This window comes from Methanobacterium alcaliphilum (genome assembly GCF_023227715.1).
In the GTDB taxonomy this organism is placed as follows: domain Archaea; phylum Methanobacteriota; class Methanobacteria; order Methanobacteriales; family Methanobacteriaceae; genus Methanobacterium_E; species Methanobacterium_E alcaliphilum.
The window spans coordinates 161,657-185,688 of the sequence record NZ_JALKIF010000003.1; the positions used below are offsets into that span (position 1 = coordinate 161,657).

30 protein-coding genes and 1 tRNA gene are annotated in these 24,032 nt (G+C 31.3%); 18 read left to right on the forward strand and 13 right to left on the reverse strand.

Going from position 1 to position 24,032, the window contains the following annotated elements; genetic code table 11:
• Positions 1–19: 19 nt before the first annotated feature.
• Both MXE27_RS03205 and MXE27_RS03210 read right to left on the reverse strand, forming a co-directional pair.
• A complete protein-coding gene (locus MXE27_RS03205; protein WP_248610962.1) occupies positions 20–700 on the reverse strand; it encodes an RraA family protein in 681 nt (226 codons plus the stop codon).
• Between the two features lie 6 nt (positions 701–706).
• Complete coding sequence (locus MXE27_RS03210) at positions 707–997, reverse strand: DUF211 domain-containing protein (protein ID WP_248610963.1); 291 nt, start codon at positions 995–997, stop codon at positions 707–709.
• A 401-nt stretch (positions 998–1,398) separates the two neighbouring features.
• Between MXE27_RS03210 and MXE27_RS03215 the strand changes: the two genes are divergently transcribed.
• The 4 genes from MXE27_RS03215 to xerA all read left to right on the forward strand — a co-directional run bounded on the left by MXE27_RS03215 (position 1,399) and on the right by xerA (position 5,866).
• Entirely contained in the window at positions 1,399–1,812 is a 414-nt protein-coding gene (locus MXE27_RS03215; protein ID WP_248610964.1) for a toprim domain-containing protein, read from the forward strand.
• Positions 1,813–1,920: 108 nt separating this feature from the next.
• Positions 1,921–3,066 (forward strand): DNA primase DnaG, encoded by a 1,146-nt coding sequence (dnaG, locus tag MXE27_RS03220; protein ID WP_248610965.1) that lies wholly within the window; start codon positions 1,921–1,923, stop codon positions 3,064–3,066.
• A gap of 145 nt (positions 3,067–3,211) precedes the next feature.
• Positions 3,212–4,723, forward strand: coding sequence for an ATP-binding protein (locus MXE27_RS03225; protein WP_248610966.1), 1,512 nt, complete (start codon positions 3,212–3,214; stop codon positions 4,721–4,723).
• Between the two features lie 147 nt (positions 4,724–4,870).
• Positions 4,871–5,866 carry a site-specific tyrosine recombinase/integron integrase gene (gene xerA / locus MXE27_RS03230; protein WP_425438260.1) on the forward strand — a complete coding sequence of 332 codons (996 nt, stop codon included), beginning with the start codon at positions 4,871–4,873 and terminating at the stop codon, positions 5,864–5,866.
• A gap of 124 nt (positions 5,867–5,990) precedes the next feature.
• Here xerA and MXE27_RS03235 read toward each other — a convergent pair whose 3' ends face one another.
• Both MXE27_RS03235 and MXE27_RS03240 read right to left on the reverse strand, forming a co-directional pair.
• Entirely contained in the window at positions 5,991–7,079 is a 1,089-nt protein-coding gene (locus MXE27_RS03235) for a histidine kinase dimerization/phosphoacceptor domain -containing protein (protein ID WP_248610967.1), read from the reverse strand.
• Positions 7,069–8,517 carry a histidine kinase dimerization/phosphoacceptor domain -containing protein gene (locus MXE27_RS03240; protein WP_248610968.1) on the reverse strand — a complete coding sequence of 483 codons (1,449 nt, stop codon included), beginning with the start codon at positions 8,515–8,517 and terminating at the stop codon, positions 7,069–7,071. The genes MXE27_RS03235 and MXE27_RS03240 overlap by 11 nt, the downstream gene beginning before the upstream one ends.
• A gap of 278 nt (positions 8,518–8,795) precedes the next feature.
• On the opposite strand from MXE27_RS03240, the gene MXE27_RS03245 reads away from it, so the two are divergent.
• The 6 genes from MXE27_RS03245 (at position 8,796) to mcrD (ending at position 14,388) form a co-directional block, all read left to right on the forward strand.
• Complete coding sequence (locus MXE27_RS03245; RefSeq protein WP_248610969.1) at positions 8,796–9,755, forward strand: YbgA family protein; 960 nt, start codon at positions 8,796–8,798, stop codon at positions 9,753–9,755.
• 45 nt (positions 9,756–9,800) lie between these two features.
• Positions 9,801–11,153, forward strand: a complete 1,353-nt coding sequence (locus tag MXE27_RS03250) for a deoxyribodipyrimidine photo-lyase (protein WP_248610970.1) — start codon at positions 9,801–9,803, stop codon at positions 11,151–11,153.
• A gap of 138 nt (positions 11,154–11,291) precedes the next feature.
• Positions 11,292–11,906, forward strand: coding sequence for a biotin transporter BioY (locus MXE27_RS03255; RefSeq protein WP_248610971.1), 615 nt, complete (start codon positions 11,292–11,294; stop codon positions 11,904–11,906).
• A gap of 25 nt (positions 11,907–11,931) precedes the next feature.
• The gene (locus tag MXE27_RS03260) at positions 11,932–12,366 is read left to right on the forward strand and encodes a DUF1284 domain-containing protein (protein ID WP_248610972.1); all 435 of its coding nucleotides are present in this window, start codon (positions 11,932–11,934) and stop codon (positions 12,364–12,366) included.
• 106 nt (positions 12,367–12,472) lie between these two features.
• Positions 12,473–13,615, forward strand: a complete 1,143-nt coding sequence (locus MXE27_RS11980) for an aldo/keto reductase (RefSeq protein WP_248610973.1) — start codon at positions 12,473–12,475, stop codon at positions 13,613–13,615.
• A 332-nt stretch (positions 13,616–13,947) separates the two neighbouring features.
• Entirely contained in the window at positions 13,948–14,388 is a 441-nt protein-coding gene (mcrD, locus tag MXE27_RS03270; RefSeq protein WP_248610974.1) for a methyl-coenzyme M reductase operon protein D, read from the forward strand.
• 59 nt (positions 14,389–14,447) lie between these two features.
• On the opposite strand, the gene MXE27_RS03275 is transcribed toward mcrD, so the two are convergent.
• Positions 14,448–14,903: a hypothetical protein gene (locus MXE27_RS03275; RefSeq protein WP_248610975.1), complete on the reverse strand. Its 456-nt coding sequence runs from the start codon at positions 14,901–14,903 to the stop codon at positions 14,448–14,450.
• A gap of 235 nt (positions 14,904–15,138) precedes the next feature.
• On the opposite strand from MXE27_RS03275, the gene MXE27_RS03280 reads away from it, so the two are divergent.
• Together MXE27_RS03280 and MXE27_RS03285 are read left to right on the forward strand one after the other, a co-directional pair.
• Positions 15,139–15,672 (forward strand): THUMP domain-containing protein, encoded by a 534-nt coding sequence (locus tag MXE27_RS03280; protein WP_248610976.1) that lies wholly within the window; start codon positions 15,139–15,141, stop codon positions 15,670–15,672.
• Between the two features lie 77 nt (positions 15,673–15,749).
• Positions 15,750–16,214: a hypothetical protein gene (locus MXE27_RS03285; protein WP_248610977.1), complete on the forward strand. Its 465-nt coding sequence runs from the start codon at positions 15,750–15,752 to the stop codon at positions 16,212–16,214.
• A gap of 27 nt (positions 16,215–16,241) precedes the next feature.
• On the opposite strand, the gene MXE27_RS03290 is transcribed toward MXE27_RS03285, so the two are convergent.
• Complete coding sequence (locus tag MXE27_RS03290; protein WP_248610978.1) at positions 16,242–16,679, reverse strand: hypothetical protein; 438 nt, start codon at positions 16,677–16,679, stop codon at positions 16,242–16,244.
• Positions 16,680–17,312: 633 nt separating this feature from the next.
• Here MXE27_RS03290 and MXE27_RS03295 point away from each other — a divergent pair.
• Positions 17,313–17,588 (forward strand): hypothetical protein, encoded by a 276-nt coding sequence (locus MXE27_RS03295; RefSeq protein ID WP_248610979.1) that lies wholly within the window; start codon positions 17,313–17,315, stop codon positions 17,586–17,588.
• Between the two features lie 113 nt (positions 17,589–17,701).
• Here the strand turns inward: MXE27_RS03295 and MXE27_RS03300 are convergent, their stop codons facing one another.
• Complete coding sequence (locus MXE27_RS03300; RefSeq protein ID WP_248610980.1) at positions 17,702–17,908, reverse strand: hypothetical protein; 207 nt, start codon at positions 17,906–17,908, stop codon at positions 17,702–17,704.
• Between the two features lie 373 nt (positions 17,909–18,281).
• Here MXE27_RS03300 and MXE27_RS03305 point away from each other — a divergent pair, with 373 nt between their 5' ends.
• Positions 18,282–18,914 (forward strand): exopolysaccharide biosynthesis protein, encoded by a 633-nt coding sequence (locus MXE27_RS03305; protein ID WP_248610981.1) that lies wholly within the window; start codon positions 18,282–18,284, stop codon positions 18,912–18,914.
• Positions 18,915–18,930: 16 nt separating this feature from the next.
• On the opposite strand, the gene MXE27_RS03310 is transcribed toward MXE27_RS03305, so the two are convergent.
• Together MXE27_RS03310 and MXE27_RS03315 are read right to left on the reverse strand one after the other, a co-directional pair.
• On the reverse strand, positions 18,931–19,155 hold the full coding sequence (locus MXE27_RS03310) for a hypothetical protein (RefSeq protein ID WP_248610982.1): 225 nt from the start codon (positions 19,153–19,155) through the stop codon (positions 18,931–18,933).
• Positions 19,156–19,261: 106 nt separating this feature from the next.
• Positions 19,262–19,426: a hypothetical protein gene (locus tag MXE27_RS03315; RefSeq protein WP_248610983.1), complete on the reverse strand. Its 165-nt coding sequence runs from the start codon at positions 19,424–19,426 to the stop codon at positions 19,262–19,264.
• A 215-nt stretch (positions 19,427–19,641) separates the two neighbouring features.
• Here MXE27_RS03315 and MXE27_RS03320 point away from each other — a divergent pair.
• A tRNA-Gln gene (locus tag MXE27_RS03320) sits at positions 19,642–19,713 on the forward strand.
• A gap of 165 nt (positions 19,714–19,878) precedes the next feature.
• Positions 19,879–21,012: an ATP-grasp domain-containing protein gene (locus MXE27_RS03325; protein WP_248610984.1), complete on the forward strand. Its 1,134-nt coding sequence runs from the start codon at positions 19,879–19,881 to the stop codon at positions 21,010–21,012.
• A 374-nt stretch (positions 21,013–21,386) separates the two neighbouring features.
• On the opposite strand, the gene MXE27_RS03330 is transcribed toward MXE27_RS03325, so the two are convergent.
• Both MXE27_RS03330 and MXE27_RS03335 read right to left on the reverse strand, forming a co-directional pair.
• Entirely contained in the window at positions 21,387–21,536 is a 150-nt protein-coding gene (locus MXE27_RS03330) for a hypothetical protein (protein WP_248610985.1), read from the reverse strand.
• A gap of 21 nt (positions 21,537–21,557) precedes the next feature.
• Positions 21,558–21,965, reverse strand: coding sequence for a DUF61 family protein (locus MXE27_RS03335; protein ID WP_248610986.1), 408 nt, complete (start codon positions 21,963–21,965; stop codon positions 21,558–21,560).
• Between the two features lie 120 nt (positions 21,966–22,085).
• On the opposite strand from MXE27_RS03335, the gene MXE27_RS03340 reads away from it, so the two are divergent.
• Both MXE27_RS03340 and MXE27_RS03345 read left to right on the forward strand, forming a co-directional pair.
• Complete coding sequence (locus tag MXE27_RS03340) at positions 22,086–22,424, forward strand: hypothetical protein (RefSeq protein WP_248610987.1); 339 nt, start codon at positions 22,086–22,088, stop codon at positions 22,422–22,424.
• Between the two features lie 17 nt (positions 22,425–22,441).
• On the forward strand, positions 22,442–22,882 hold the full coding sequence (locus tag MXE27_RS03345; RefSeq protein WP_248610988.1) for a hypothetical protein: 441 nt from the start codon (positions 22,442–22,444) through the stop codon (positions 22,880–22,882).
• 109 nt (positions 22,883–22,991) lie between these two features.
• Here the strand turns inward: MXE27_RS03345 and MXE27_RS03350 are convergent, their stop codons facing one another.
• Positions 22,992–23,378, reverse strand: a complete 387-nt coding sequence (locus tag MXE27_RS03350; RefSeq protein WP_248610989.1) for a DUF22 domain-containing protein — start codon at positions 23,376–23,378, stop codon at positions 22,992–22,994.
• The gene (locus MXE27_RS03355; RefSeq protein WP_248610990.1) at positions 23,378–24,019 is read right to left on the reverse strand and encodes a V-type ATP synthase subunit D; all 642 of its coding nucleotides are present in this window, start codon (positions 24,017–24,019) and stop codon (positions 23,378–23,380) included. Before MXE27_RS03355 ends, MXE27_RS03350 begins: the two co-directional genes overlap by 1 nt.
• Between the last annotated feature and the right edge of the window lie 13 nt (positions 24,020–24,032).

The following is a 24,032-nucleotide window of genomic DNA, read 5'->3' on the forward strand; positions in this document are numbered from 1 at the left end:
AATTTAAAATACAATGAATTTAATCTAGGCCCAGTATATTTAAAAGAGATTTTCCTGATTTAAGCTGGTTTCTAATGGTTATCTCCTTTGATTTTATTGCGCTGGTCTTTTCAATTACTTCACTCAAAATCGGTTTAGGGACAACCACTACTCCACATTCATCCCCCAGAACATAATCTCCAGGATTAACTTCATATCCATTAAATTCAAGTGGCATATTAATTTCACCATTTAATAAAGATTTACCTGCATTAGGAATTATTTTTTTTGAAAATACAGGATAATGCATTTTTTTAAGTGCATCTAAATCCCTACAAGCGCCATAAATTATAGTACCTGCTAACCCTTTCATCTCTGCAGCAGTAGAAGTTAGTTCACCCCAAACCGCATTATCTTCACCTTCGGCGAATATGAAAAGAACGTCCCCTTTATCTGCTTCATCAATTGCTTTAACCGAAGTACCCCAATCATAATCGTTAGTTCTTACGGTAACAATTTTTCCACTGATTTTCTGATTATTTAGCGATTTTAAACCATTTATTACTCCGTTAATCCCAGTGATTTCATTCATTGCATCTGAGAGTTGAGGGGTTGATAAAAATCTTAAAGTATCTAAATCATCTCTGCTGGAAGATTCCTTCTTTCTTGCGGCGAATTTTTGGCGAAGCATGGAAGGAGATAATTTATTTTTTTCTACCATTTAGAATCAATCCTGAGGTGTAGTAACCTCTTCAACCATAGTTCTACCTGCAACAACCTCATCCACACTGTGTATTGAACCACCGTAATCTTCAATGGCCTTGGAAATCTCTTCAAAATTTAAATCATTGCCCTGTATGGTAACTTTAATATTTTCAGTTTCCTTGTCAATCTCCATTAAAGTTATATTTACACCTTCAACACCACTCAATTCACTTAAATATTTGGCATAATAGGGTATAATCGGATCATGAGGTTTTAATATATCTAAAACAATTCTAATTAGGCCTTTTGCCACTTATATTTCCTCCAGATAATTCTTGAATTTAAATTATTTAAAATAATGTTTTATATAAACCTTTTTGTAAAATCACTTTTTCTTTAGTTAATTTATTTTAGAGAATATATTTAAAACTTTAGTATAATTAATTTAATTAAATAAATATATGTACAAATTAAAATAATTGGAATCAAATACCTTAAAATCAGATTTTATCTTAAAATAAAAATATTGATGCTTTTTAGACAAAAATAAAAATTTATAATTATCCAAATTAAATTATATGTTGTAAAAATACTATTTAAAATAAAATATTGTCTTATGGAATTTTTTAACTGGGATTCACACATCTGCAATTTTATATATGAGTTTATGCATATAGTGACATAGATACTATTACACATCATAAAGGGCTTAACATGAGTTTAAGGAGATTGTTACATTTAAGTGAAGAACTCGAGAAACTCAAATACTATAGCGAACAAGGAGTGCCTATCATTATAGAGGGCAGAAAAGATGAAAAAGCTCTTAAAGACTTGGGCATAGAAGGTTATTTCATAAAAGTTTCAGGAACACCTTTAAATCTCTTTGAAATCGCTGAAATTGCGGCCAAATCATCAAAAGTAATCATTCTTACGGATTTTGATAAAAAAGGCAATCAATTAGCTAAAAGACTATCACAAGATATACAGAGTTTGGGGTCTAATCCCGATATGCAAATTAGGCGCAAAATCATGGGCATGACCCGTAAATACATCAAAGATATACAGAGTCTTCCTAAACATGTGAGTCGACTTGAGCTTGAAGTTTGTCCCTATGGATGCTGTTGGTAATCACTGTTATCCATCTGTAATGGTTTTCTAATATCATAATTACAGATTATCATATTTGATAACTAATATTATCCCTGAAAGTATCTAAGAAATTTAGGGAGGCTTAACATGGGAAAAGCTGAAGAAATAAGCACAACCAAGTATCTCATTCACGCTCAAATTAACGCTAATGGAATCGTAGAAAAGCCAGATGTCGTAGGAGCCATATTTGGCCAGACCGAAGGGCTTTTAAGCAATGATTTAGATCTCAGAGAACTTCAAAAAACAGGACGAATAGGTAGAATCAAAGTTAACATCAATTCCCGGGGGGGACGATCCAAAGGGGAAATAGTTATACCATCTAGTCTTGACCGAGTAGAAACTGCTATTCTTGCTGCATCTCTGGAAACTATAAATAGAGTTGGACCTTGTGAAGCATATATCCAGGTTTCCAAAGTAGAAGATGTCCGCGCAGTTAAACGCAAAAAAGTAGTGGATCGGGCAAAAGAAATTTATGCCGGTATGATGGATGAAGTCACACCAGAAAGCCTGAAAATGATCGAAGAAGTCAAAGAGGCTATGCGAATCCACGAAATAACAGAATTTGGAGATGAAAGGCTCCCAGCAGGACCAAATGTTCCAAGTTCTGACGCCATATTAGTCGTGGAAGGCAGATCCGATGTTTTAAATCTTTTAAAACATGGTATTAAAAATGCTATCGCTGTTGAAGGAGTTAGCGTTCCAAGGACTGTTGCAGAACTGACCAAGAAAAAAACAGTTACTGCCTTTGTTGATGGAGATCGTGGCGGAGAACTTATTTTAAAAGAGCTGCTTCAAGTTGGAGAAATCGATTATGTAACTCGAGCTCCAAAAGGAAAAGAAGTTGAAGATTTGGGTAAAGATGAAATTATGGTTGCCCTTAGAGATAAGGTACCTATAGAACAAATTTACCATGACTTAGGCGTGAAGCCAGTAGAAGAACCAAAAAGTGAAGACAAAGTGGTGGTATTGAAAAATATCCTCGCTGAATTAGAAGGTTCAGGTAACGCAGAAATATTAGACGACACTTTAAATATATTAAAAGAAGTGAAGGTCGAAAATTTATATGACGAATTAAAACGGGTAACTAACCACCCTTACGCAATAGTATTTGATGGTGTGGTTAGCCAGCGGCTAATTGATATTGCCTATGAAAAAGGCATTAAACATATTGTTGCCATTAGATCTGGAGAAGTCATTAAAAGGCCAGAAAAGATCAAAATAATTACTCGTTAGTTTATAAGTTGTATAACAATTAATCAATATCTGGAAGAATTTCATATATCTTCCATAAATTTATTTTTTTAAATTAATTTTTATATTTTAAAAAATATAATATAATATATATAAATTGTACTTAAAATACGCGGAAGACGTTAGTATGTACATAAACATGGCAAAAAAATATCTAGATGAAATAGAAACTACCAAGGATATTTTAATACCAAAAGACCCACTCGATAGAGTTATAGGTCATGAAGAAGTTATTTCTTTTGTTAGACTTGCAGCCAAGCAAAAAAGGAATCTGCTGTTAGTCGGCCCCCCAGGTATAGGCAAATCACTTATTGCCCAGGCCATCTCTTTTCATTTATCAGCCCCTACAGAAGAGATAATAGTCGTCCATAATCCAGAACATCCCGAAAGGCCATTTGTAGAAGCTAAAACAAGCAAAGAAATGGAACATGAAGTAATAAATATAGAGAAAGCTGAAGGAGAATTACTGGATCCTAAAAATGTTCCTGATGGTGTGGCTGAAAGACTCGGATTTAAATGCATCCACTGTGGGGATTATAATAGTGCTTATTTAAGTATATGCCCTAACTGTGGAGGGGACAAGTTTTCACATATAAATGCCCGTCGAAAGCATTTAGGTGATCTTTTAGGTATGTTCGAAATGAATTCTGATCAAATAAACATTCCTCAAGAAAGAATCACAACTACTCGCATTACTAATGGTCGTGAAGAAGTAGTTATCTATGAAAGAGTTGGTGGAGAAGAAATTAAAGTTCTTGATCAAAAAGCTCTGGAAAAAAGGCGTCAAATAGTTGAAGAAAAACCTAGAAATATTATTGTTCCATTAGAACGGAAAGTATTTGTACAAGCAACAGGGGCCAGTGAAACCGAATTACTGGGGGATGTTAGACATGATCCCTACGGAGGACACCCTGATTTAGGAACACAGCCTTACGAAAGAGTAGTTCCAGGCGCAATACATGAAGCGCACGAAGGTGTGCTATTTATTGATGAAATAGTGCATATATCAAAATTACAACGCTTTATCCTATCTGCTATGCAGGAAAAATCATTTCCAATTGTAGGGCGGAACCCTCAAAGTGCAGGAAGTTCTGTTAAAGTGGAAAATGTTCCATGCGACTTTATTTTTGTAGGAGCATGTAATATTGTAGATTTACAGTACATATTACCTCCTTTAAGGTCCAGAATTCAAGGCGAAGGCTATGAAATTCTAATGAACACTACCATGCCTGATAGTGAAGAGAATGAGAATAAAATAGCACAGTTTACAGCTCAAGAAATTGAATTAGATGGCAAAATACCTCACGCTACAAAAGGTGCGGTTGAAGAACTTGTCAAAGAAGCCCGGAAAAGAGCTAAAGTTATTGATGATAAAAAAGACGCTTTTACTCTACGGCTGCGAGATCTTGGCGGAGTTGTAAGGATGGCTGGAGATCTAGCAGTTATGGACAATAGTGAGTATATAACCAAAAGTCATGTGCATTTAGCTACAAAAAAGGCCATATCCATTGAAGACCAAATTTTAAAAAGATATCATACTTTTGAAAACGCACTGCAAAAAGATTTATCCAGTTCTCAAAGAATAATGAATCCACCCAAAGATTATCATAACGAAAACGTTGATCGCAGTTACATGTAGGATTTAGGGAAAAATTATTTATAAAAAAGATTATAAAGAGCTATGATAAGTATAAATAGTTATATCCAAACTTATCCAAAATATAATCTAAATTTGGTTCTATAATTAAAACTTATATCTAAAATAACTTAATCCTATCCTGATAACATGAATCACTATTCCCAAAAAACTGGAAATCCAACCACATTTCACTCTGAAGGTTTTTCTGAATCTTTTTCATCCCATTCCAATGATGACGAGAGAAAAACTTTATTAGAAGTTTATGATTTTCCAGACATGATTGAAGAATATCTCATTGAGCTGGAAATCAGAAATTACTCCCGCAATACCATAAAAACATATAAATCTATTGTAAATGGATTCCACACTTTTTTATTAAATGAAAAAGATTTGTATGATGAACGGAGAGTTTTAAGATCATTTAAAAGATACATACAATATCTTAAACGAGAAAAAAATGTATCTCAAAATTATATTTACTTAGTTACAGTAGTGGTAAAAAAATTCTTTGAATTCAACAACATTTATATCTTAAATGAAGTTAAAACTCCCAAAAGAACTAAATCACTGCCTAAATCCCTGAATGAAACTGAAGTGATGAATTTAATAAATGCTATGGATTGTAATGGCAATAATGGTAATGATTCTCCCCAACAAGTTAGCAATAAGCTTAGAAATAAGGTTATTTTAGCATTACTTTATTCTTCAGGCCTAAGAGTTTCTGAACTTGTTTCTCTAAAAAGTGATGATGTGGATTTAAGTGATAGGACTATCCGAATCAGAGGAAAAGGAGAAAAAGATCGTATTGTCCTCTTTGATGAGAAAACTAAAATATTAATGGAGAATTATTTTGAAATAAGATTAAATAAAGGAGATCATCTTTTTTTGAATCGTTTTGGTGATCCAATATCTCCCAGATATGTCCAGATGATGATCAAAAAATATGCCGAAAGTGCTGGGATTAAAAAGAAGGTTACACCTCACATTTTAAGACATTCATTTGCAACGCACCTTTTAAAAAATGGGGTGGATATTAGGGCCATACAACAACTCTTAGGACATTCCAATCTTTCCACCACCCAGATTTATACCAGTGTAGATATGCAAACCCTGCGAAATGTTTATGACAGAGCTAAACAATGATAAAAACAACCCATAATTACGTGACTGGAACAATGATAATATAAATTTTAATTTAATATTTATGTAAAACTGAATTAATTATTTAGTAGGAAAAATAAATTACTTTTTTGTTTTAAATCTAGTTTCAGTTGTCCAATTCACTATTATCCACAATTAATCGCTCTTTATATCTTAACTCTTCAAATTCAATTATAAAAGAAGTTCCATTATTTTTATTTAAATCCAGCGTACCACCTAATTGAGTTATAAGAGTATTTAACATCCTAAAACCAAAAGAACCTTTATAAGGGTACTCAATATATTCAGGGATACCCACACCGTCATCACTGATTTTTAGTTTATACATCCCATATTCATTACTATACATTTCTACCAAAATTTTTCCTTTTTTAGAGGGAAAAGCATGTTTAAATGAATTGGTTAAAATTTCATTAATAATAAGCCCACAAGGAATAGCTGTTTCCACATTTAAAGCTATATCCTCAGCATCAATCTCTATTTCTATATCAGAACTCTTTTTATAGGAACTAGATAGCTGAGAGACCAGACCAATTATATAATTAGTAAAATCAATACTAGATAAATCTTCTGATTGGTAAACCTTCTCATGTATGCTGGCCATTGATTTAAGTTGATTTACATAATCTTTAAAGAATTCATGGATTCTTTGATCATCTTCGAAGTATTTAGACTGTAATGAAAGCAAACTAATGATAATCTGAAGATTATTCTTAACCCGGTGATGAACTTCTCTCAATAACGCTTCTTTTTCATCAAGCGCTTTTTTTAAATATTTGTTTACTGCTCGTTGTTGTAATAGTTGTAATTGGGTCTTTTTGGCTTCATGCTTGTATAAAGCCATTTCAATATTGATCTGTAAATCTCTCTCTTGGAATGGTTTTAGAATATAACCATAAGGTTCTGTTTTTTTGGCACGCTGCAATATTTCTTGGTTACTATAAGCCGTTAAATAAACAACAGGGATATCATACCGTTCAGATATCTTTTGAGCTGCTTCAATCCCATCCATCTCCCCCTCTAACATAATATCCATTAAAACAGAATCAGGACAGGATTCTTCAATTTTTTCCAATGCTTCCTCTGCAGAAGGAGTTATAGCTGGAACTTCATATCCCAAATCTTCGAGGATTACTTTAATATCCTGTGCGACAAGTTCCTCATCTTCGACAATTAGGATTTTTTCATTCGCCATTTAGTGTCCGTCCCTTGTAATTTAATTCCTGGAAGATAATTTCAAATCTAGTCCCATTATTCCGGGCAATATTAATCTCACCAGCTATCCTTTTTGCTAGGTTGGTCACTAGTTGAAGACCAAATGAATCGACTTTGTTAATATCCAACTGTGGAGGTATGCCTCTACCATTATCCGCTACAGTAAGTCGGATTTTATCCTTATTTTCCCCAGTTCTATGAATTCCAATATATATTTCACCTTCTTCTTCCAAGTTAAAGGCGTGTTTAAGTGAATTAGTTATAAGTTCATTGATTATTAGGCCACATGGAATTGCAGTTTCAATATTAAGTTTTACATCTTCCAAATCCAGATCTAATTTAATCCGCTGGGTATCTGTTCTAAAAAAATGAATTATATCTCCAGTTAAATCGCGAATATATTCTGCAAAGTTAACACAAGCCATATCTTTAGAATTATATAATTTTTCATGCACCAGAGCAATTGAACTGACCCTATTTTGACTTTCTTTAAATATTTGTAGTGCATTAGGGTCTTTTATATGTCGAGATTGTAAGCGTAACAAGCTGGATATTACTTGTAAATTGTTTTTAACCCGGTGATGAATCTCATGAAGAAGTAGTTCTTTCTCTTCTAAAGATTCTTTTAATTTATCTTCTGCAATTTTTCGTTGGGTTATATCCTGTATAGTCCCAATAATCCTTACAGAATCATTAGAGTCTTTATTGAAAATTTTTCCCTGGAAAGCAACTATCCTAATATCTCCATCGGGTCTGATAATTTTATATTCATCATAAAATGGTTCCCGATTTTCGACTGCAGTTTTTATATTTTTTAAAACTATCTGTTGATCTTTAGGATCTATAAATTTCAAGAATGACGAATGAGTAAATTCCTTTCCCGAATTTTCAACACCCAATATCCGGTAAAATTCATCTGAACAATCCATTATGCCTTCAGAAAAGTTCCATTCCCAACTGCCAATATGGCCAATTTTCTGGGCTTCACTCAATTGCATATTCTTCTTATGAAGGTCTTCTTCAGCTTTTTTAAGTTTTTTTTGCTCTTTAACTTCTTCAATAGCCCTAATAATTGCAGGACCTACTTTTGGAAGATTGCTTTTCAATACATAGTCAGTTGCGCCCCTTTTTAAAGCTTCAACAGCAAATTCTTCTCCGATTTTACCGCTTACAAAAATAAAAGGAACTTCCGGGCATTTCTTATTAACTATATCCAGTGCTGAAACTCCATCAAAATGAGGTAGAGAATGATCAGCTAAAATTAAATCCGGCTTGAACTCATAAATTGCATTAGTAAAGTCTTCTTCTAACTCCACAGTTTTAGAAGTGTAATTAATGCCTGCTTTTTTGATTTCCCTTTCCATTAATTCCACATCAAATGGAACATCCTCCAGAATCAGAATTTTATAAGTATTCATATTGTCCACTGTCTATGTTTATTATCATTTTATTATTATCTAAATTAATCCAAGTAAATTCTTAATAATTATATTATTAAAATACAAACAACCAATATTATTGTTTATAAATATTTAATATTTGATAAAAATTAATTTAATTCTGCTCAGTATAAAATGTTTTGCCATATAACAGAGTTTATATTAAAAAGTAATTAGAATATTATTAAATAAGGTTATTATGCAACCCCCTAATAATGCCATAAAATAAATTTATAAACCTTAGTAGAAGGGATTTTTTGAGAAAATTTGAAACACCCCAACTTGTTATTAGTAAATGCATAGAATTTGAATCTTGCAGATATAATGGATTGAAAATATCCAGCCAAATCGTTAAAGATCTTAAAAAAAATGCAAATTTTTATCCCGTTTGTCCAGAAGTAGGAATTGGGTTAGGTATTCCCAGAGATCCCATACGTCTGGTTAAAATAGATGACGAAATAAATTTAATACAACCCTCAACCCAGAGAAATTTAACTAAAAAAATGAAACAATTTTCTGATTCTTTTTTAAATGATTTAAACAATATTGATGGATTTATATTAAAAAATAAATCTCCTTCCTGTGGAATAAAAGCAGTTAGAGTTTATCCACAAACCATGAATTCCAGACCATATAATGATGGAATAGGTCTTTTTTCAGTATCAGTATTTGAAAAATTCCCTTTCATCCCAGTAGAAGACGAAGGAAGACTTAGAAACTTAAAAATTCGTGAAAATTTTCTTACATCAATTTATACTTTAGCAGAGTATCGTAAAATAAAAAAATCTGAAAAATTAATAGATTTAATAGATTTTCACTCCAGAAATAAATATTTGCTTCTCTCTTACAATCAAATATTAAGTCAAAAAATGGGGCGTTTAATAGGTGATCAAAAGAGTTATTCCTCTGATGATTTATTCCAGACATATGGTGATTTATTATCTAAAACATTGAAAACACCACCCGAAGCACCAGCTAATATAAATATGTTAATGCATGTTCTGGGTCATTTTTCAGGAAAACTTACTCATGAAGAAAAATCGTTTTTCCTAGATGCCATGGAAAAGTACAGACAGGGAGTAATGCCTCTTTTAGTATGCCTTAATATTTTAAAAGCATGGGTTATACGATTTAATGAAGATTATTTAAAAGATCAAACCTTTTTTCAACCTTATCCTGAAAAATTAATGCCTGTGACTAATATCCAACTCGTTTAATGAAATTATATTAGAATTAGAAAGTATTAGGTGGGTTCTGATCAATTGATTCACGAAGAAAGAATATCTAATTTGAATGAAAATTCTCTTAATTCTGGAGAGTATGTTCTCTACTGGATGCAGGCATCACCTCGAAGCCATTGCAACCATGCGCTTGAATTTGCTGTTAGGAAATCCAATGAACTTAAAAAGCCACTTATAGTCTTTTTTGGAGTTACACCTAATTTTCCCGATGCTAATAATCGACACATGAGATTTTTATTGGAGGGACTTAAAAACACCGCCTATGATCTGGAAAAGAAGAACATCCAAATAGTTATTAAATATCAGGAACCAGACCAGGGCATTATTGAATTATATGATGATGCAGTTTTGACTGTTACTGATAAAGGATATTTATCTATTCAAAAAGAATGGTATGATAATGTGGCAGAAAATATCCAATGCCCGCTAATTCAAGTTGAAACAAATGTTATTGTCCCTGTTGAAACTGCATCTCCTAAAGAGGATTATTCCGCAGGAACCATCAGGCGAAAGATACAAAGAGAGTTAAAATTTTTCCTCCAACCACTTAAAGAACATATCCCTAAGATAAGTTCATTAGACTATGATTTTGATTCATTACCGTTAGAAGATGCCTCCAAAATCATGAAACAAATGAATATAAAAAATCAAATCAAAAACAGCATTTTTACTGGTGGAAGTAGTGAAGCAATTAATTTATTCAATTTATTTTTAGAAGAAAAACTGGATAAATTTGCTGATTTTAGAAATGACCCCAGCAAAAATTATGCATCCAATATGAGCCCTTATCTACATTTTGGACAGATTTCCCCATTATATCTTGCATTGGAATCGATGAAAACCAACAGCCCCGGATTAAAATCATTTTTAGAAGAGTTAATAATCCGCAGAGAACTAAGCATGAATTTTGTTCATTATAATGAACATTATGACCGTTTCGATTGTCTTCCCGATTGGGCTGCCACCACACTTTTAGAACATCGAAATGATAAAAGAGAATATTCCTATAATGTAGATGAACTGGAGTATGCTCAAACACATGACCCCTACTGGAATGCCGCTCAAAAAGAAGTGATAATCACTGGAAAAATGCATGGCTATATGCGTATGTACTGGGGTAAAAAGATCCTTGAATGGGTTGATGATCCTCGAAAAGCTTATGACATAGCTTTATACATTAATAACAAATATGAATTAGATGGACGAGATCCTAATGGTTATGCAGGAGTAGCATGGTGTTTTGGTAAACACGATCGTGCCTGGAAAGAAAGAGCTATTTTTGGTAAAGTAAGGTACATGAATGCTAATGGGCTGAGGCGTAAATTCAAAATTAATAAATATGTAGAAAGAATTGAAAATTTAGAATATGAGTAATATTCATGATTCTGCTAAAAAACTTTTTATAATATTGAAAACTAAGTATTTAGGGAAGTAAAGGACTTCCTGTTTCTAAAATATTTTTAATATATTATCTCGCTTGAATTCAAGTACTAAGTTTTTGGAGGACTTTGAGTGAATGTAACTTTAAATAACTACTATAAAAAACGTTACGATTTATTTAAATGGAGAAACGATCAATCAATAGCTTATAAAGCAGTTATGGCTTTCTTCATGGCCTGTATAACTGGCATAATGGCCCAAATTATTATTCCATTACCCTGGACTCCAGTTCCAATTACTGCTCAAACTTTTGCAGTTTTAATTTCAGGAGTACTTCTTGGAAGGCGCTGGGGCGGATTGAGTATGCTGATTTATGTCACAATAGGACTTTTAGGAGTTCCATGGTTTGCACAAATGACTGGTGGTCTGGATATACTCCTAGGTGCAAGTGGCGGATATCTTATTGGGTTTATACTAGCATCCTTGTTTTTAGGATATTTTTCAGATAAATACAACCAATCCCGAAATTTCACTCCCATGCTGGGTTTAATGACTTTTGCCAGTTTTGTCCTGATTTATGTTCCCGGATTAATTGTATTAAGTTTTTACTTATATTCTACTCAGGGAAACTTTCCGGAAATATGGACCTTACTTGCGATGGGAGTAATTCCATTCTTAATTGGTGATGCACTAAAAATTGTTGGAGCTTCCGCTTTAACCAAAGCATTACTGCCTAAAGAACAGTAAATGAAGAATTAGGAATGAATAATTAATGAAAAATACATCAAAAGAGTTTTCTGGTACAATACGTATCAGAGCTCACCATATTCTTTGTATCCAAGGTTTTAAAGGATATGGCTACAGTGAAGATTTTGTTCATAATATGACTGAAATAATTGATTATTTAGAAACAAATCATTCTATTGTAGTTGAAACCATTAAAAGCACAGATGATATCTGCTTATATTGTCCACACTCAAAAAAAGGGCAATGCCACGAATCAAAAGATTCTGATAAAAGAATTACAGCCATGGACCAAAAGGTTATAGAATATCTTGGAATTCATGACAACAATACATATTCCTACAATCATCTTTTAAAATTGCTGCATGAAAAGATCGATTTTTTAAAATTAAAAGATATCTGTGGAGATTGTTCGTGGATAGAAAACTGTAATCTTTATTTAAAATTAAATAATAACAAATAACCTTTTATTTTATGAATATAAACAGTTATCTAGTTTTTTGATAAAAAAATTTTTAATTAACATATCTTGACCTCTATTTACATCATATTAACTAAAGGTGAAATAAGTGCTTTATAGAAAATTAGGTTCGACTGATATTGATGTATCTATTTTAGGCTTTGGGGCTATGCGTTTACCAACTGAAAAGGACAGCGAACAAATTAACCAAAAATCTGCTTATGAAATGCTAAAATATGCTCTAGATAATGGATTAAACTATATTGATACTGCTTATCCATACCATAATGGGCAAAGTGAAGTATTTTTAGGTGATTTTTTTAAAGACCATCCCCAATACCTTGAAAAAATTAACATCTCCACCAAAATGCCCAGCTGGTTAATAAAAAATCCGTCGGATATGGATTATTATCTTGAAAAACAGATGGAAAATTTAAAAACAGATCAGATCGATTTTTACTTGCTGCATTCCCTAAAACCAGATTACTGGGAAAATTTAATGAAAAATAATGTTTTAGAATTTTTAGATTCTGCTTTAGCAGATGAAAAAATTAAATATGCTGGTTTTTCTTTCCACGGGGAGATAGATTTATTTCTGGAGATAATTGATGCATATAACTGGGATGTGACCCAGATACAAATGAATTTTATGGACGAATACTATCAAGCGGGTCTTGAAGGTCTAAAACATGCATCTTCTAATGGTATTGGTACAATAATTATGGAACCATTAAGAGGTGGATCCCTGGTAAGAAATATCCCCGAGGAAGTAAAAGAAATTTGGGATCTTGCTGATGAACCTAAAAGCCCTCTGGAATGGAGTTTAAGGTATCTGTGGGACTTTGAAGAAGTAGATGTAGTTTTGAGTGGAATGTCCACTCTGGAACAAGTACAGGAAAATATTGAGCTTGCTTCTACAGGATATCCTAATTCTTTAAGTATTAATGATAAAGAAATAATAAAAGAAGTTAAAATGGAATATAAAGAAAAAATAATAGTGGATTGTACATTCTGTGGTTATTGTATGCCCTGTCCCAAGGGAGTGGATATCCCTAAAAACTTCAATATGCTAAACAACGCCCACATATTTAATGATCCAACAGGGCCTAGAATGCAGTATTTTACTCTGCTTAGGGAGGATCAGAGAGCATCTATGTGCGATGAGTGTGGAGAATGTAATAATATATGTCCTCAACTGATTCCCATAAAAGAAAAATTAAAAGATGTTACAAATCTTTTTGACAAAGAATAATTCACAGGCAATAATGGTTTTTAATTATGAACGAAGGAATTGTTTATAACTTAAAAAAGTGTTTTTGATAAAATGGGATGGATTATTTCCTTTTTGACACAATAGCGAAAATTTAGTTTTTATTGTCTTAATTTGCACCATGATTTATAATTTTTTGCAATATTGGAGTTTACATCCCCTCTAATAATATTTCATTACCATGAAAATAATAAGATTAAGATTTGTTTTAGTATAATAATATATGAGTAGATTAATATATCTTAAATAAACCAAATTAGTTTATCATATCAAAATTTTGAATAATATTTTTATAATAGATAACAGGTGAAAAAATGGACATTCAAATATTTCCTAATAGAATTTTAAGTGCAGATACCACTGAAAATTTATTGAGAGACCTAGATAAAATCGATGGAATTAAAAGGATAGTATTGCAAGGTCAAAGGCTTCCCCCTGCCGAATTAGGACATCCTGATCGTAGAATGATTACTGTTAAAGGTCAAGAAATCGATTTACAAATCAAAACTGGTCGTGTGCTATTAGAAATTGAAGATGAAGAAGTTATTGATGAAATAAAAACCGCCAGTGCACCTCATCTACCATTTGGATTTGATGTTTATGTTGGAACATTTATACGTCACGAAAAAACAGTTACTGATAAAATCAAGTATGGGTCTGAATTAGACGATATTCCTGATGAAATGGTTGGTTTAACTGATCCCAATGCTAAACTCAGTGATAGGGCTAGTATAATTAAGAAAAAAGAAGAATAAACTAATATATTTTATTAAATTTTTTTCTTTAAAATTTTCCAAATATGAATCAATAAAAATTAATTTATTATTATCATATTCACTTCATATTCCTCTAATTTATAGGTCTTATCCACTTGAGGGTAAGGTTTAACAGACCTCAATTTAATTTGGTACTTGCCTAACTTTTTTTGATTAAGTTTTTTAACAGACGCCGGACTAATTAAAGTAAATTTCCTGATTTTTCCATTCTTTGAAAATTTCAATTTAACTTTTACTTGCCCCGGCCCGATACATGTACCTCCTTGAGGGCATCGGGAATCTTCACTTACATTCAAAAGGGTTATAGTGACATTTTCAGATTTAATCTTAGCCGATTGATTTATTTTCAGTGAAAAATTTTGATTAACTTTGGTTTCTACCAGTGCATTTTGACTTTTTGATGCAGAATCATGGTCTTGAAATAAAAATATCCCTACAGCAGACCCGGCGATAAAAAAGACAAACATGAAAATTAATAATTGGGCAATTTTCATATGGAGTTCCCCTTAACCAATAAATCTAAATCAACTAATAAATTAAACTTTTTTTATAGAATATAGTTGTTTAGAAAACTTAAATAATTTTTTATCAAGAACGACCTAAAAACGAATTTCAGGGTCTTTTTTCTAAGATAAACTTTTATAACGATTTAAATGGAAACATTTCTCATAAAAATTTAATAGTATTCAACATCATAATATTATATTAAACTATACCGGGGGTGGGCTCATGCAGCCAACAGAAAATTTTAATTTGTTAATTACTCTCCAGGGTCAAAAAGGAGAAAATACAGGAGAAGAAGTTCTGGGAATGGAAGAAATAGAACTCGCACTTCAAAATAAAGAATCAAATTTGAATTTTAAAGAAACAAAATTTCCTAACGTCATTTTAATTGATTTAAACATAGACCCCAAAGAAGTTGTCCAAATACTAAAAAATGCTCCAACCACAGTTATATCAAAAGTGGTGCCAATGGAAACAGTTACTAGAACTCGTTTATCTAATATTCTAGAAAAAACTATGCAGCTTACCGGTTCAAAATTAGATCATGGCGAAACAATTACAGTTAGATGTGATTTGAGGGGTAAGAAATACATTGAATCAAAAGAAAACCTTATAAAACATATATCTGACGAATTAAGTGATAAATTAAATTTAAGTATTAATGAAAAAAACCCTGATTGGGTAGTACAAGTAGAAGTAGTTGGTGAGAATACCGGTATAAGTGTTTTAAGAGAAGAAGATATTCTAAAAAAAAGTTAATAATGACTTAGATCCAAAATAAGTGGAGAAAGGGAGTGCTTTTTGCATTCTATTAAAATAATAAAAAGCGGGAAAAAATGGAAAACCAAAAAGAAAAATCAGAATCCTCAATTCTAGAGACGCGAATTATTAAACGCCTACGAATTTACATAGCCATAATCATCCTTATTTCAATTTTAATAATATACGAATTGATTCAGGGCCATTTTAATATTCCATTGGCCATAATTGGGATTATTATAGGATGGGTTATTGGGATTTTTGTAAGTCGAATGTATGTCTTGAGTTGGGATGACGACGAAAACATTATTGTAAGTCACATGGACGGCATCGGAGCAGTTATCCTGGTTTTTTACTTGATTTTCGTAATAAATAAATCAAAATATTTTGGATACTGGGTTCAAGGCACTCCATTATTCGATCTGGTTATCTCCGTTACATTAGGTACTATGATAGGTAGAATACTAGGCACTCGAAGCAGCATAAAAAAGGTTTTAAGGGCATTGAAAATTGAAAAATTAATTGATGATAACAGCCCATAATTGTTGATTTTTTTATTCAATTCTTTTTTATTTTATAGTGCTTATTATTTCTTCAAAATAGGGTCTGGCTTGAGTACCATTTGATGGAGCCACATCATGATTATCAGGTATATAATCTATGCTGTAATATTTGCCATTTTTTTCAAACCAAATTGCTATTGGTGGGTCTTCTATGCATTTACAGCTTGTACCATTTATGGTTTTATTTATTTTAGCATTTATACTAGTTCTTTGATAGCTAGTTATATCCTGGTATTGCTGTACAATTATACTTTTTTTTCCGGAATCTATAATTATTCTTGTGTCATCTGTATCATTTCTATTTAAACTATAATGCCAGTCACCTGTGAGTTGAAAAGTGCTGTTTCCCACTGTTACTTTGCTTGTAGAGGGATAAATACAACCGGATACTATTATTATTAAAATTAATAATCCTATTATTGTTATCAATTTTGGTTTATTCATTAAGAATTACTCCCCTTAAAAAGTATTTTAATTAATAATTAGTATTTTATATTTTATAAAAAAATTAACTCTGGAAATATAAATTTTAGCCAAGAAAGTTGTTAATAAATATAATTAGAAAAAGCATGATAAAAGCGGGCAATAAAAACAAGAGGTATTTGTTTTAGAAAACATGACTTTTATACAATATCTATTTTTTATAACGTGCGCCTCATGAATTAATTATGATTTAAAATTTTTCTAAAAAAATAAATTACTTCGTTATAGTGTAGTTTTACGAATATTATTTTTAATATTTTTCAGGGAAATATTAGTAAAGATGTGTTTTCAAACCAGTTACACTTTTCCACATGGGGAGATTTTTCAGGATTTTAATGATTAAATTATGTTTAGATGAATAGTATTATATATTTTATAATAAATAATAAAAATTAATTTTATAGCATATGCGTCTTGTTGAATTAAATATCATTTTAAAGCGTATGGAGTGGAACTATTAAAAAAATAAAAAGAGATATTCCTATTGTTAAATATACGTCCCAAGAAAACATGTTTTTTAGAAAAGCATTGCTAAAAAATGTTCCCCTAATCTATATTGATAGAAGAGCGAAATTTTCTAGAGTAGCATTTTTGATGGATACTTGCGATTACATATTATCAAAAGACGCTCAGGAAAGAATAAACCAGGTTATGGAAAATCTAATAAAAGATTACCAAAAATCTAACAGCAGAATATATTATGGGCTTGAAAACAAAGGCATTCTTATTTCAACACATTATTTAGGCGGGCATATTGCAAATATAAAAGTTTCAGATAGTATAAAACTTTCAAAAATTATCTATGATATTGTAATGGATACATCTAACTGGATAAAAAGAGACATTTTCAAGGATTCTGATAAAAGATAGGCTTTTTAACATAATAATTAAAGGATGCTAAATTGAAAATTGGGAAAATAGATCAAGTGATAAACTGTTAATATTCACATTAAGAAAAAATAAAAGGGCGGATAATAATTAATTTATTCAATGGAGATACATTCCCATGTTTCAGCTTCAGTATCTATGGTAGCATATAACTCCTTTTCAACATCTTTGAATAAATCTTCACAAGTGAATTCCAAGTCTGCCGCTTTTTTAACAGAATACATTCTGCCCCTTCCACTTTTAACGACTATGTCACCATCTCGGGTCATTCCCACTACTAATTGTTGTATTTCTTTTGCCATAATAATCAACTCAATTTAATGAAATATCATTTCTAATTAACTAAATTATAATTATAGATTGATATACATTAAAGTTATTATTTTCAGTATCATTAAAAATTGTATAATTTAAATAAATTTTAATCAAACACAGCAGATCAAATAAAAAAAATTGAAAAAATTCCGAATAATTTCAGTTGTATTGAAGGTAAGCTATCACTCCTTTATTTTTTTCATTATAAATAGCAAATAAAGTTAATAGATTAATTTCTGCACCAAAGGGTATAGATAAAATAAAAAAAATAAGCACATTAACGGTTTGATTATAAATCGCCAGTTATATAATATAACTTCCAAATAGAATTTAGATCATTAAATTATTGAGGCAAAGCTTGTGCGAGAACAAACTAGTTGTGGTAGATCATTTTCCTGGCGAATATCCCAAATTGCATCCCACACCCCCAAAGAAGGAATGAGTTTAGAACAATTTTTAGATACTATAGGCGAAGAAGGTCAGCTATTTTCATGTATAATTTTAACTGCTCCTTTTTTATTGCCCATGTCCATCCCAGGTAGCAGCATTCCATTTGGTTTAGCCATATTCTTGATAAGTTTAAGTATAATCTCCAATAAGAGAATACTACTTCCAAAAAGGGCCTTAACTTATAAAATTTCTAAAGAAAATATTAATAACGTTTTAAATGGGATAGTAAGGGTTTTAAAGCGTATAGAAAAATATATTAAACCCAGATTTGTTTTTTTAAGTTTTGGGAAAAAAATGGATGTGTTTAACGCTATTTTAATGGCATTTTGTTCATTACTCCTAACACTGCCTTTACCAATTCCCCTAACTGATTTTTTACCAGCATACGGAATACTTTTTCTGGCCTTAGGATCCTTAGAATGTGATGGTTATCTTATTCTAACTGGATATGGGCTGGTAACAGTGACTACAGCTTATTTCTCTTTAACTGCTTTATTAGGAATGGATCTTATAAGGAATGTATTCCTATTTTTAGGATTATAAAATAATGAAAAACAGATTATTCCATTTCTAAATCATAATCATGACCGATTCTAGTTTTTAAGGTAGTCCATGATTTGATATCTGTTTCTTCTTTAATGAACCGATTTATTTCCTCCAGTTCATTATAATCATATAAAATAATGTCATATCTTTCAAAAGAAACCGTGATATCAGCAATGGATTTAAAGTTTTGTTTTAATAAAACAATATTCTCATCAACTTGATCTTTTTCAGAAGGCATTATAATAATATGTTTGGAGATTATATAAAGTTTGAAGATTTATTTGTCCAATTAATTAAAAAATCTGATTTTTGTTAGAAATAATCAAACCATTATTACAAATAAATTATACTAAACCTAAATAAAGAGCCACTATTCCAATTAATCCACAAAGTCCCGCGGATAAATAACTTGGTTTTCTGGATTCAACAGGCAATTTGTTACCTGTAATGAAAAGTAATATTGCTAAAACAAGTAGTATTGGTCCACCTACAACAAAGAATAAATTCATGATAATCCTCCTTAAAATAATTTAATAATCCTGTTTATTATAATTTCTATTTTGAAGTATATGAATCACCTTATTTTATAAATATGGGGTAGTTTCTAGGTTTTATTGAATAAAAAATATTATTTTTTGATTACATCCGATAACTTTAAATAGTATATCTGTTAAACGTTAAGATTGCCTCATTTAAGCAGGCACTTTTACCAAAAATCCCGAATAGTCCCGTGGGGTAGTGGTAATCCTGCTGGGCTTTGGACCCGGCGACGGCGGTTCGACTCCGCTCGGGACTATCCTTATTTTTATCTATTTAACAAAAATTAGCCTATAAATTTATTTTATGATATATATTAATTTTAAACTAGCAAAACTTTAAAATATTATTTAAATTTAATATTAATTATATAATCAGTTCAATTATTGAATAATTTCACGAATAAAGTATTCATGGTAATTTTATGGAAAAACTACTCATTTTAGGTGTAAACACCAGGCCATTATCCTGTTCTGCTCAGAAACTGGGTTACATAATATATTCTGCCAGTTACTTTGCAACTAAAGATTTCAATTGTTACTATAAGGAAAAGCATATTTTACATCAAAAACCCAATAATTCGTGTGGATATTTCGCACATTCATATAGTGAAGCAGATTTGAAAAGTTTGTGTGTCGAGTGGATAGATGAAGTAGACCATATTATAACATATACAGGTATTTCACCAGAAAATTTCTCATCTTCAAAAATTTTAGGCAACATTAAAATTGAGAATATTGAAAACAAGTTTCAACTCCATAAAAAATTAAAAAAAAAATTCAATGTTCCTGAAACATTTCTCTTATCTGATATTGATGAAGCCCATGAAATCAACCAGCAATACCCTGAAAAAGAGTTCCTGATAAAACCAATCAAAGGATCTGGTGGTTATGGGATTAAAAAACTGGACGAAATATTATATGAAAATGTTTCTTTTTCTGAAGAATTCATTTTACAGGAATTTATATCTGGGGAAAATGTAAGTGCTTCAATTCTTTCAACTGGGAAAGAAGCCAAGCCATTGATTTCAAGCAGACAAATCATAGGAGAAGGTTGTTCTGGGCCGGGTAGTGAGTTTATTTACTGTGGCAATATAACTCCGTATCCGGGAGATGCAGAAAATATGAAAAAAATTGCCTGCAATGTGGTAGAAGAACTATCATTGATAGGTTCCAATGGTGTGGACATGATTATAAAAGATGATGAAATCCACATTGTTGAAGTAAATCCCCGTATACAGGGAACATTTGAATGTGCTGAAGCATCATTAGGTATTAATTTAATGGAAGCTCATATAAATGCCTGTAATGGTAAATTAATGAAAATTAATGAACCTGAACAATTTGCAATTAAAAAAATTTTATATGCCCCACAGCGATGCATGGTGGGCGAAGTTAATTTTAAAGGAGTATATGACTTGCCTTTAAAAAGCGCGATTATTGAAAAAGGAGAACCAATCGTAACCCTGCTTAATTGTGGTAAAACACCTGCTGAAGTTATTAAAAAGACAAATGATTTGATAAATAAAGTGAAGAAAAATTTGGTTCCATTAAAGTAGATAAATAACTTACCCTAATTTTAAAGACAAATCAGAGTGAGCAGATTTTACAAACGCGAAAAAGAAAGTTTGGTTTTGTCTTTGATCTGGTGGTTCCTGTACTTACGAACACTTCTCTATTCTTATGATTTTTAAAACTTGATTAATATTATAAACTCTCTTTTTTAAGTTAAATGTGATCTATTAATCTCATTTATTAATATTAACGGTTTAAAATAATTTAAAAGATCTAATATTAATAATAATAATAATAGTTTATTTTAAAAAATAATGCATATTCCGGATTATCAATAGAAAAAGAACAATAATGTCAAGTAAAAATTAAAGCCCACGGAGTTCAAATATCATTAAAAATGATATTTTAAATAATTAGACTATATGATGCCTAAAAGCATTAATATGAATATAATGGTCCCTACAGTTATCAGTATTGTTGATAAAATCATCCCTCCAGTTAACATAAGGAAAATTTTAGCCCTTCGATCAGGGTCTTTCATGTAATCTTTTATAGGATCTTTACTCATCCCATCACCTCATTAATAATATTACCTTACTAAAAAAATATATTGAGTTGTAGTTGGAAGTTCATTTCTTAATTTCTTTATTTCATTCCCATATAAAAATAGTTCCATGGAATCTTCACCCTTTTCTAAAATTTCACAAACAATTGCAGCCTCCATTTTTCCAGAAATACGAGCTCCCGAATCGTTAGAATCCAGTTCAATATAAATAGGCAATTTCAATTTATTGTGATCCCCAATTGGGATGATTTTAGACAATCTTTCAAGTTCAATAGATTTAAATCTATGTCTATTACCATCAGCACCCACCACATGAGGCCGTTCATCTTTTAAAAGATCAGCTAAGAACTTCCTTTGGCGAGGAATGTGTCTATTTAAATTTACCACTTGCTTTTTTAATAAGCGACTAGATCGATCCAAATTATTTTTCATTACTATGAATTACGTTGACATTAATTAAGTATTATACACCACATAACAAATTTGTTTAAATTATTATCCATTAATTAATTTTATATGGCATAAATCTTAGACTAAATATTGGTGGTACCTATGGATATTAATATTGAGCAGTGCCGGGAGAATGACAAAATAAAAGAAATTATCAGTCAAAGTAAACTCCCTATTAAATACATTAAGCTTCTTTTAAGAATTTCAGATACCATCTATTTAAATGCCATTAATTACAATGTTCAGATCAATGATGGAAGTGTTTCCATTTTTTTAATTTCATCAAAGCCTGAGAACTTAACTGGTACTTTTAATACCATATCATTAACCAATGTATTTTATAAAATACGGGATATGGAACGTGAAAACAAAGACATGAATAGTACATGCAAAATAGAAGAGGATGTAATAAACATCCAAATTCAAATAGCATTAAATTGACCATGGGGGTTTGGTCCATGGATATCGATGATTATGAAAAATTAATTATAAGTACGGTTGACATAGAAATAGAAACTTCATCAATTTCTGAATCTAGAAAAACTTTATTAACTTTACATGAACGAAGAGAAATTCTTAAAGACATACAATCTAGATTAGAAAGAGATATTAGGTCTGTTGAAGTGGATTACTTAAATAAGAGAACATTTATACGCGAAGAGTTTTCCTCTACAAATTTTGAAAAATCTTCTAAAATGAAGAAAATGCTGAAAGGGGGAACTAGTTCACCTGCTCGCCGTCGTGCAAAGGCCATGAAAAATCTCGAAAAAGAAAGAAACTCTAAAATTGAAGGGTACCGCGATATGAAGGTTAATGTTGATGATCTAATTGAGCAAATTGAAGAAATAATGGTGGACGTTTATAGCTCTATAAAATCATTATTAGGCAATAACTATTGATCATACATATCAAATATATTTAAAAAGAATAATTCCTCATATATTTTTCTAATATTTTTAAAAAAGTTAGTAATGAAAATAAAAAACAGGAGTCAAGTTAAAATAAGTCTTATTTATGGGTAAGACTTATTGGAAGTATAATAACGACTCCTAAAAGATCATCTTTTTTTACAGTTCCATCATTTGCTGCCACAAATGTAGTGTAATCTGCATGGCGATCCATAGATATTGGTAAATGTGTTTCTTCACCAACAGCAATAGGGTGGCCTAAATGGTGAGCAGCATATGCACACATATAGATAATGTGGTTACCTGGAATAGAAATCTTGTTTATTTTAATTGGTGTAACATCCCCAGATTTAATATCTATATCCTCATCCGCAATGATTGCTCGGAGGTTGCCAGAAATGGTTCCAATATTAAAATCAACTAATTCTGACTCATATTGTTCCATCTCTTTTTTGACTTCACCTAGTCTGGTTAATATTCTAACCATTACTCCATCTCCATGGATTTTTTAATCATTTTTAAACGCACGAAGTTTTCCCTTTCCATTTCTTCGAGTCTCATTTCAATATATTTGACGGTGTTTTCCAGCTTCGGAATGATAATATGTTCCAATGCATTAACCCGCCTTTTAGTAGACTCAATCTCACCTGCTAAGAGGATAATTGTTTTTTCTATCTCTCCCAGTTCAATGATGAGGGCAATGGACTCTTCAAACTTCTTAGCTGCTTCATCCAGTTTAACAGAAGTGTCAGCAAAACTGTAGCCCCTATCAACCACAGTTCTTTCAGTAGATTTAGCATCAATTACTGGTACTACTACACCCATTACACTTCGAGAATCTATATCTACTTCAATAGATTCTTTTACTGACATGGCAGCTTTATTAACTGCTAAGTCACCCATAATGACTTGAGCTGCAGTTAAATCTTCAAAAGCTTCTTTGAGCTTTTCTTCCACATTTTCACGGGACCCTTTCACCCTTTCTAAGATGTTGAAGAACTCCATAATCAGAGCATTTCGCTTTTCCTTTAAAAGGCTGTAACCTTTAACTGCAAGCTTTTCTCTTTCTTTTAATTTAAGGAGTTCCATCCTTGTAGGGTTAATCCCTTCAATCATTTCTTGTGCCATTTTATCCCTCTAA

Excerpts from the sequence above, each read along its gene's own strand:
- MXE27_RS03330 (WP_248610985.1), bottom strand. The coding sequence starts at position 21,536 with ATGAGTAAAGATCCTATAAAAGATTACATGAAAGACCCTGATCGAAGG.
- MXE27_RS03345 (WP_248610988.1), top strand. The coding sequence starts at position 22,442 with ATGGATATCGATGATTATGAAAAATTAATTATAAGTACGGTTGACATA.
- MXE27_RS03290 (WP_248610978.1), bottom strand. The coding sequence starts at position 16,679 with ATGAATAAACCAAAATTGATAACAATAATAGGATTATTAATTTTAATA.
- MXE27_RS03240 (WP_248610968.1), bottom strand. The coding sequence starts at position 8,517 with ATGAATACTTATAAAATTCTGATTCTGGAGGATGTTCCATTTGATGTG.
- MXE27_RS03325 (WP_248610984.1), top strand. The coding sequence starts at position 19,879 with ATGGAAAAACTACTCATTTTAGGTGTAAACACCAGGCCATTATCCTGT.
- dnaG (WP_248610965.1), top strand. The coding sequence starts at position 1,921 with ATGGGAAAAGCTGAAGAAATAAGCACAACCAAGTATCTCATTCACGCT.
- MXE27_RS03275 (WP_248610975.1), bottom strand. The coding sequence starts at position 14,903 with ATGAAAATTGCCCAATTATTAATTTTCATGTTTGTCTTTTTTATCGCC.
- MXE27_RS03235 (WP_248610967.1), bottom strand. The coding sequence starts at position 7,079 with ATGGCGAATGAAAAAATCCTAATTGTCGAAGATGAGGAACTTGTCGCA.
- MXE27_RS03335 (WP_248610986.1), bottom strand. The coding sequence starts at position 21,965 with ATGAAAAATAATTTGGATCGATCTAGTCGCTTATTAAAAAAGCAAGTG.
- MXE27_RS03280 (WP_248610976.1), top strand. The coding sequence starts at position 15,139 with ATGCAGCCAACAGAAAATTTTAATTTGTTAATTACTCTCCAGGGTCAA.
- MXE27_RS03310 (WP_248610982.1), bottom strand. The coding sequence starts at position 19,155 with ATGCCTTCTGAAAAAGATCAAGTTGATGAGAATATTGTTTTATTAAAA.
- MXE27_RS03205 (WP_248610962.1), bottom strand. The coding sequence starts at position 700 with ATGGTAGAAAAAAATAAATTATCTCCTTCCATGCTTCGCCAAAAATTC.
- MXE27_RS03260 (WP_248610972.1), top strand. The coding sequence starts at position 11,932 with ATGAAAAATACATCAAAAGAGTTTTCTGGTACAATACGTATCAGAGCT.
- MXE27_RS03295 (WP_248610979.1), top strand. The coding sequence starts at position 17,313 with ATGGATACTTGCGATTACATATTATCAAAAGACGCTCAGGAAAGAATA.
- MXE27_RS03285 (WP_248610977.1), top strand. The coding sequence starts at position 15,750 with ATGGAAAACCAAAAAGAAAAATCAGAATCCTCAATTCTAGAGACGCGA.
- MXE27_RS03315 (WP_248610983.1), bottom strand. The coding sequence starts at position 19,426 with ATGAATTTATTCTTTGTTGTAGGTGGACCAATACTACTTGTTTTAGCA.
- MXE27_RS03215 (WP_248610964.1), top strand. The coding sequence starts at position 1,399 with ATGAGTTTAAGGAGATTGTTACATTTAAGTGAAGAACTCGAGAAACTC.
- MXE27_RS03300 (WP_248610980.1), bottom strand. The coding sequence starts at position 17,908 with ATGGCAAAAGAAATACAACAATTAGTAGTGGGAATGACCCGAGATGGT.
- xerA (WP_425438260.1), top strand. The coding sequence starts at position 4,871 with ATGAATCACTATTCCCAAAAAACTGGAAATCCAACCACATTTCACTCT.
- mcrD (WP_248610974.1), top strand. The coding sequence starts at position 13,948 with ATGGACATTCAAATATTTCCTAATAGAATTTTAAGTGCAGATACCACT.
- MXE27_RS03340 (WP_248610987.1), top strand. The coding sequence starts at position 22,086 with ATGGATATTAATATTGAGCAGTGCCGGGAGAATGACAAAATAAAAGAA.
- MXE27_RS03355 (WP_248610990.1), bottom strand. The coding sequence starts at position 24,019 with ATGGCACAAGAAATGATTGAAGGGATTAACCCTACAAGGATGGAACTC.
- MXE27_RS03350 (WP_248610989.1), bottom strand. The coding sequence starts at position 23,378 with ATGGTTAGAATATTAACCAGACTAGGTGAAGTCAAAAAAGAGATGGAA.
- MXE27_RS03225 (WP_248610966.1), top strand. The coding sequence starts at position 3,212 with ATGTACATAAACATGGCAAAAAAATATCTAGATGAAATAGAAACTACC.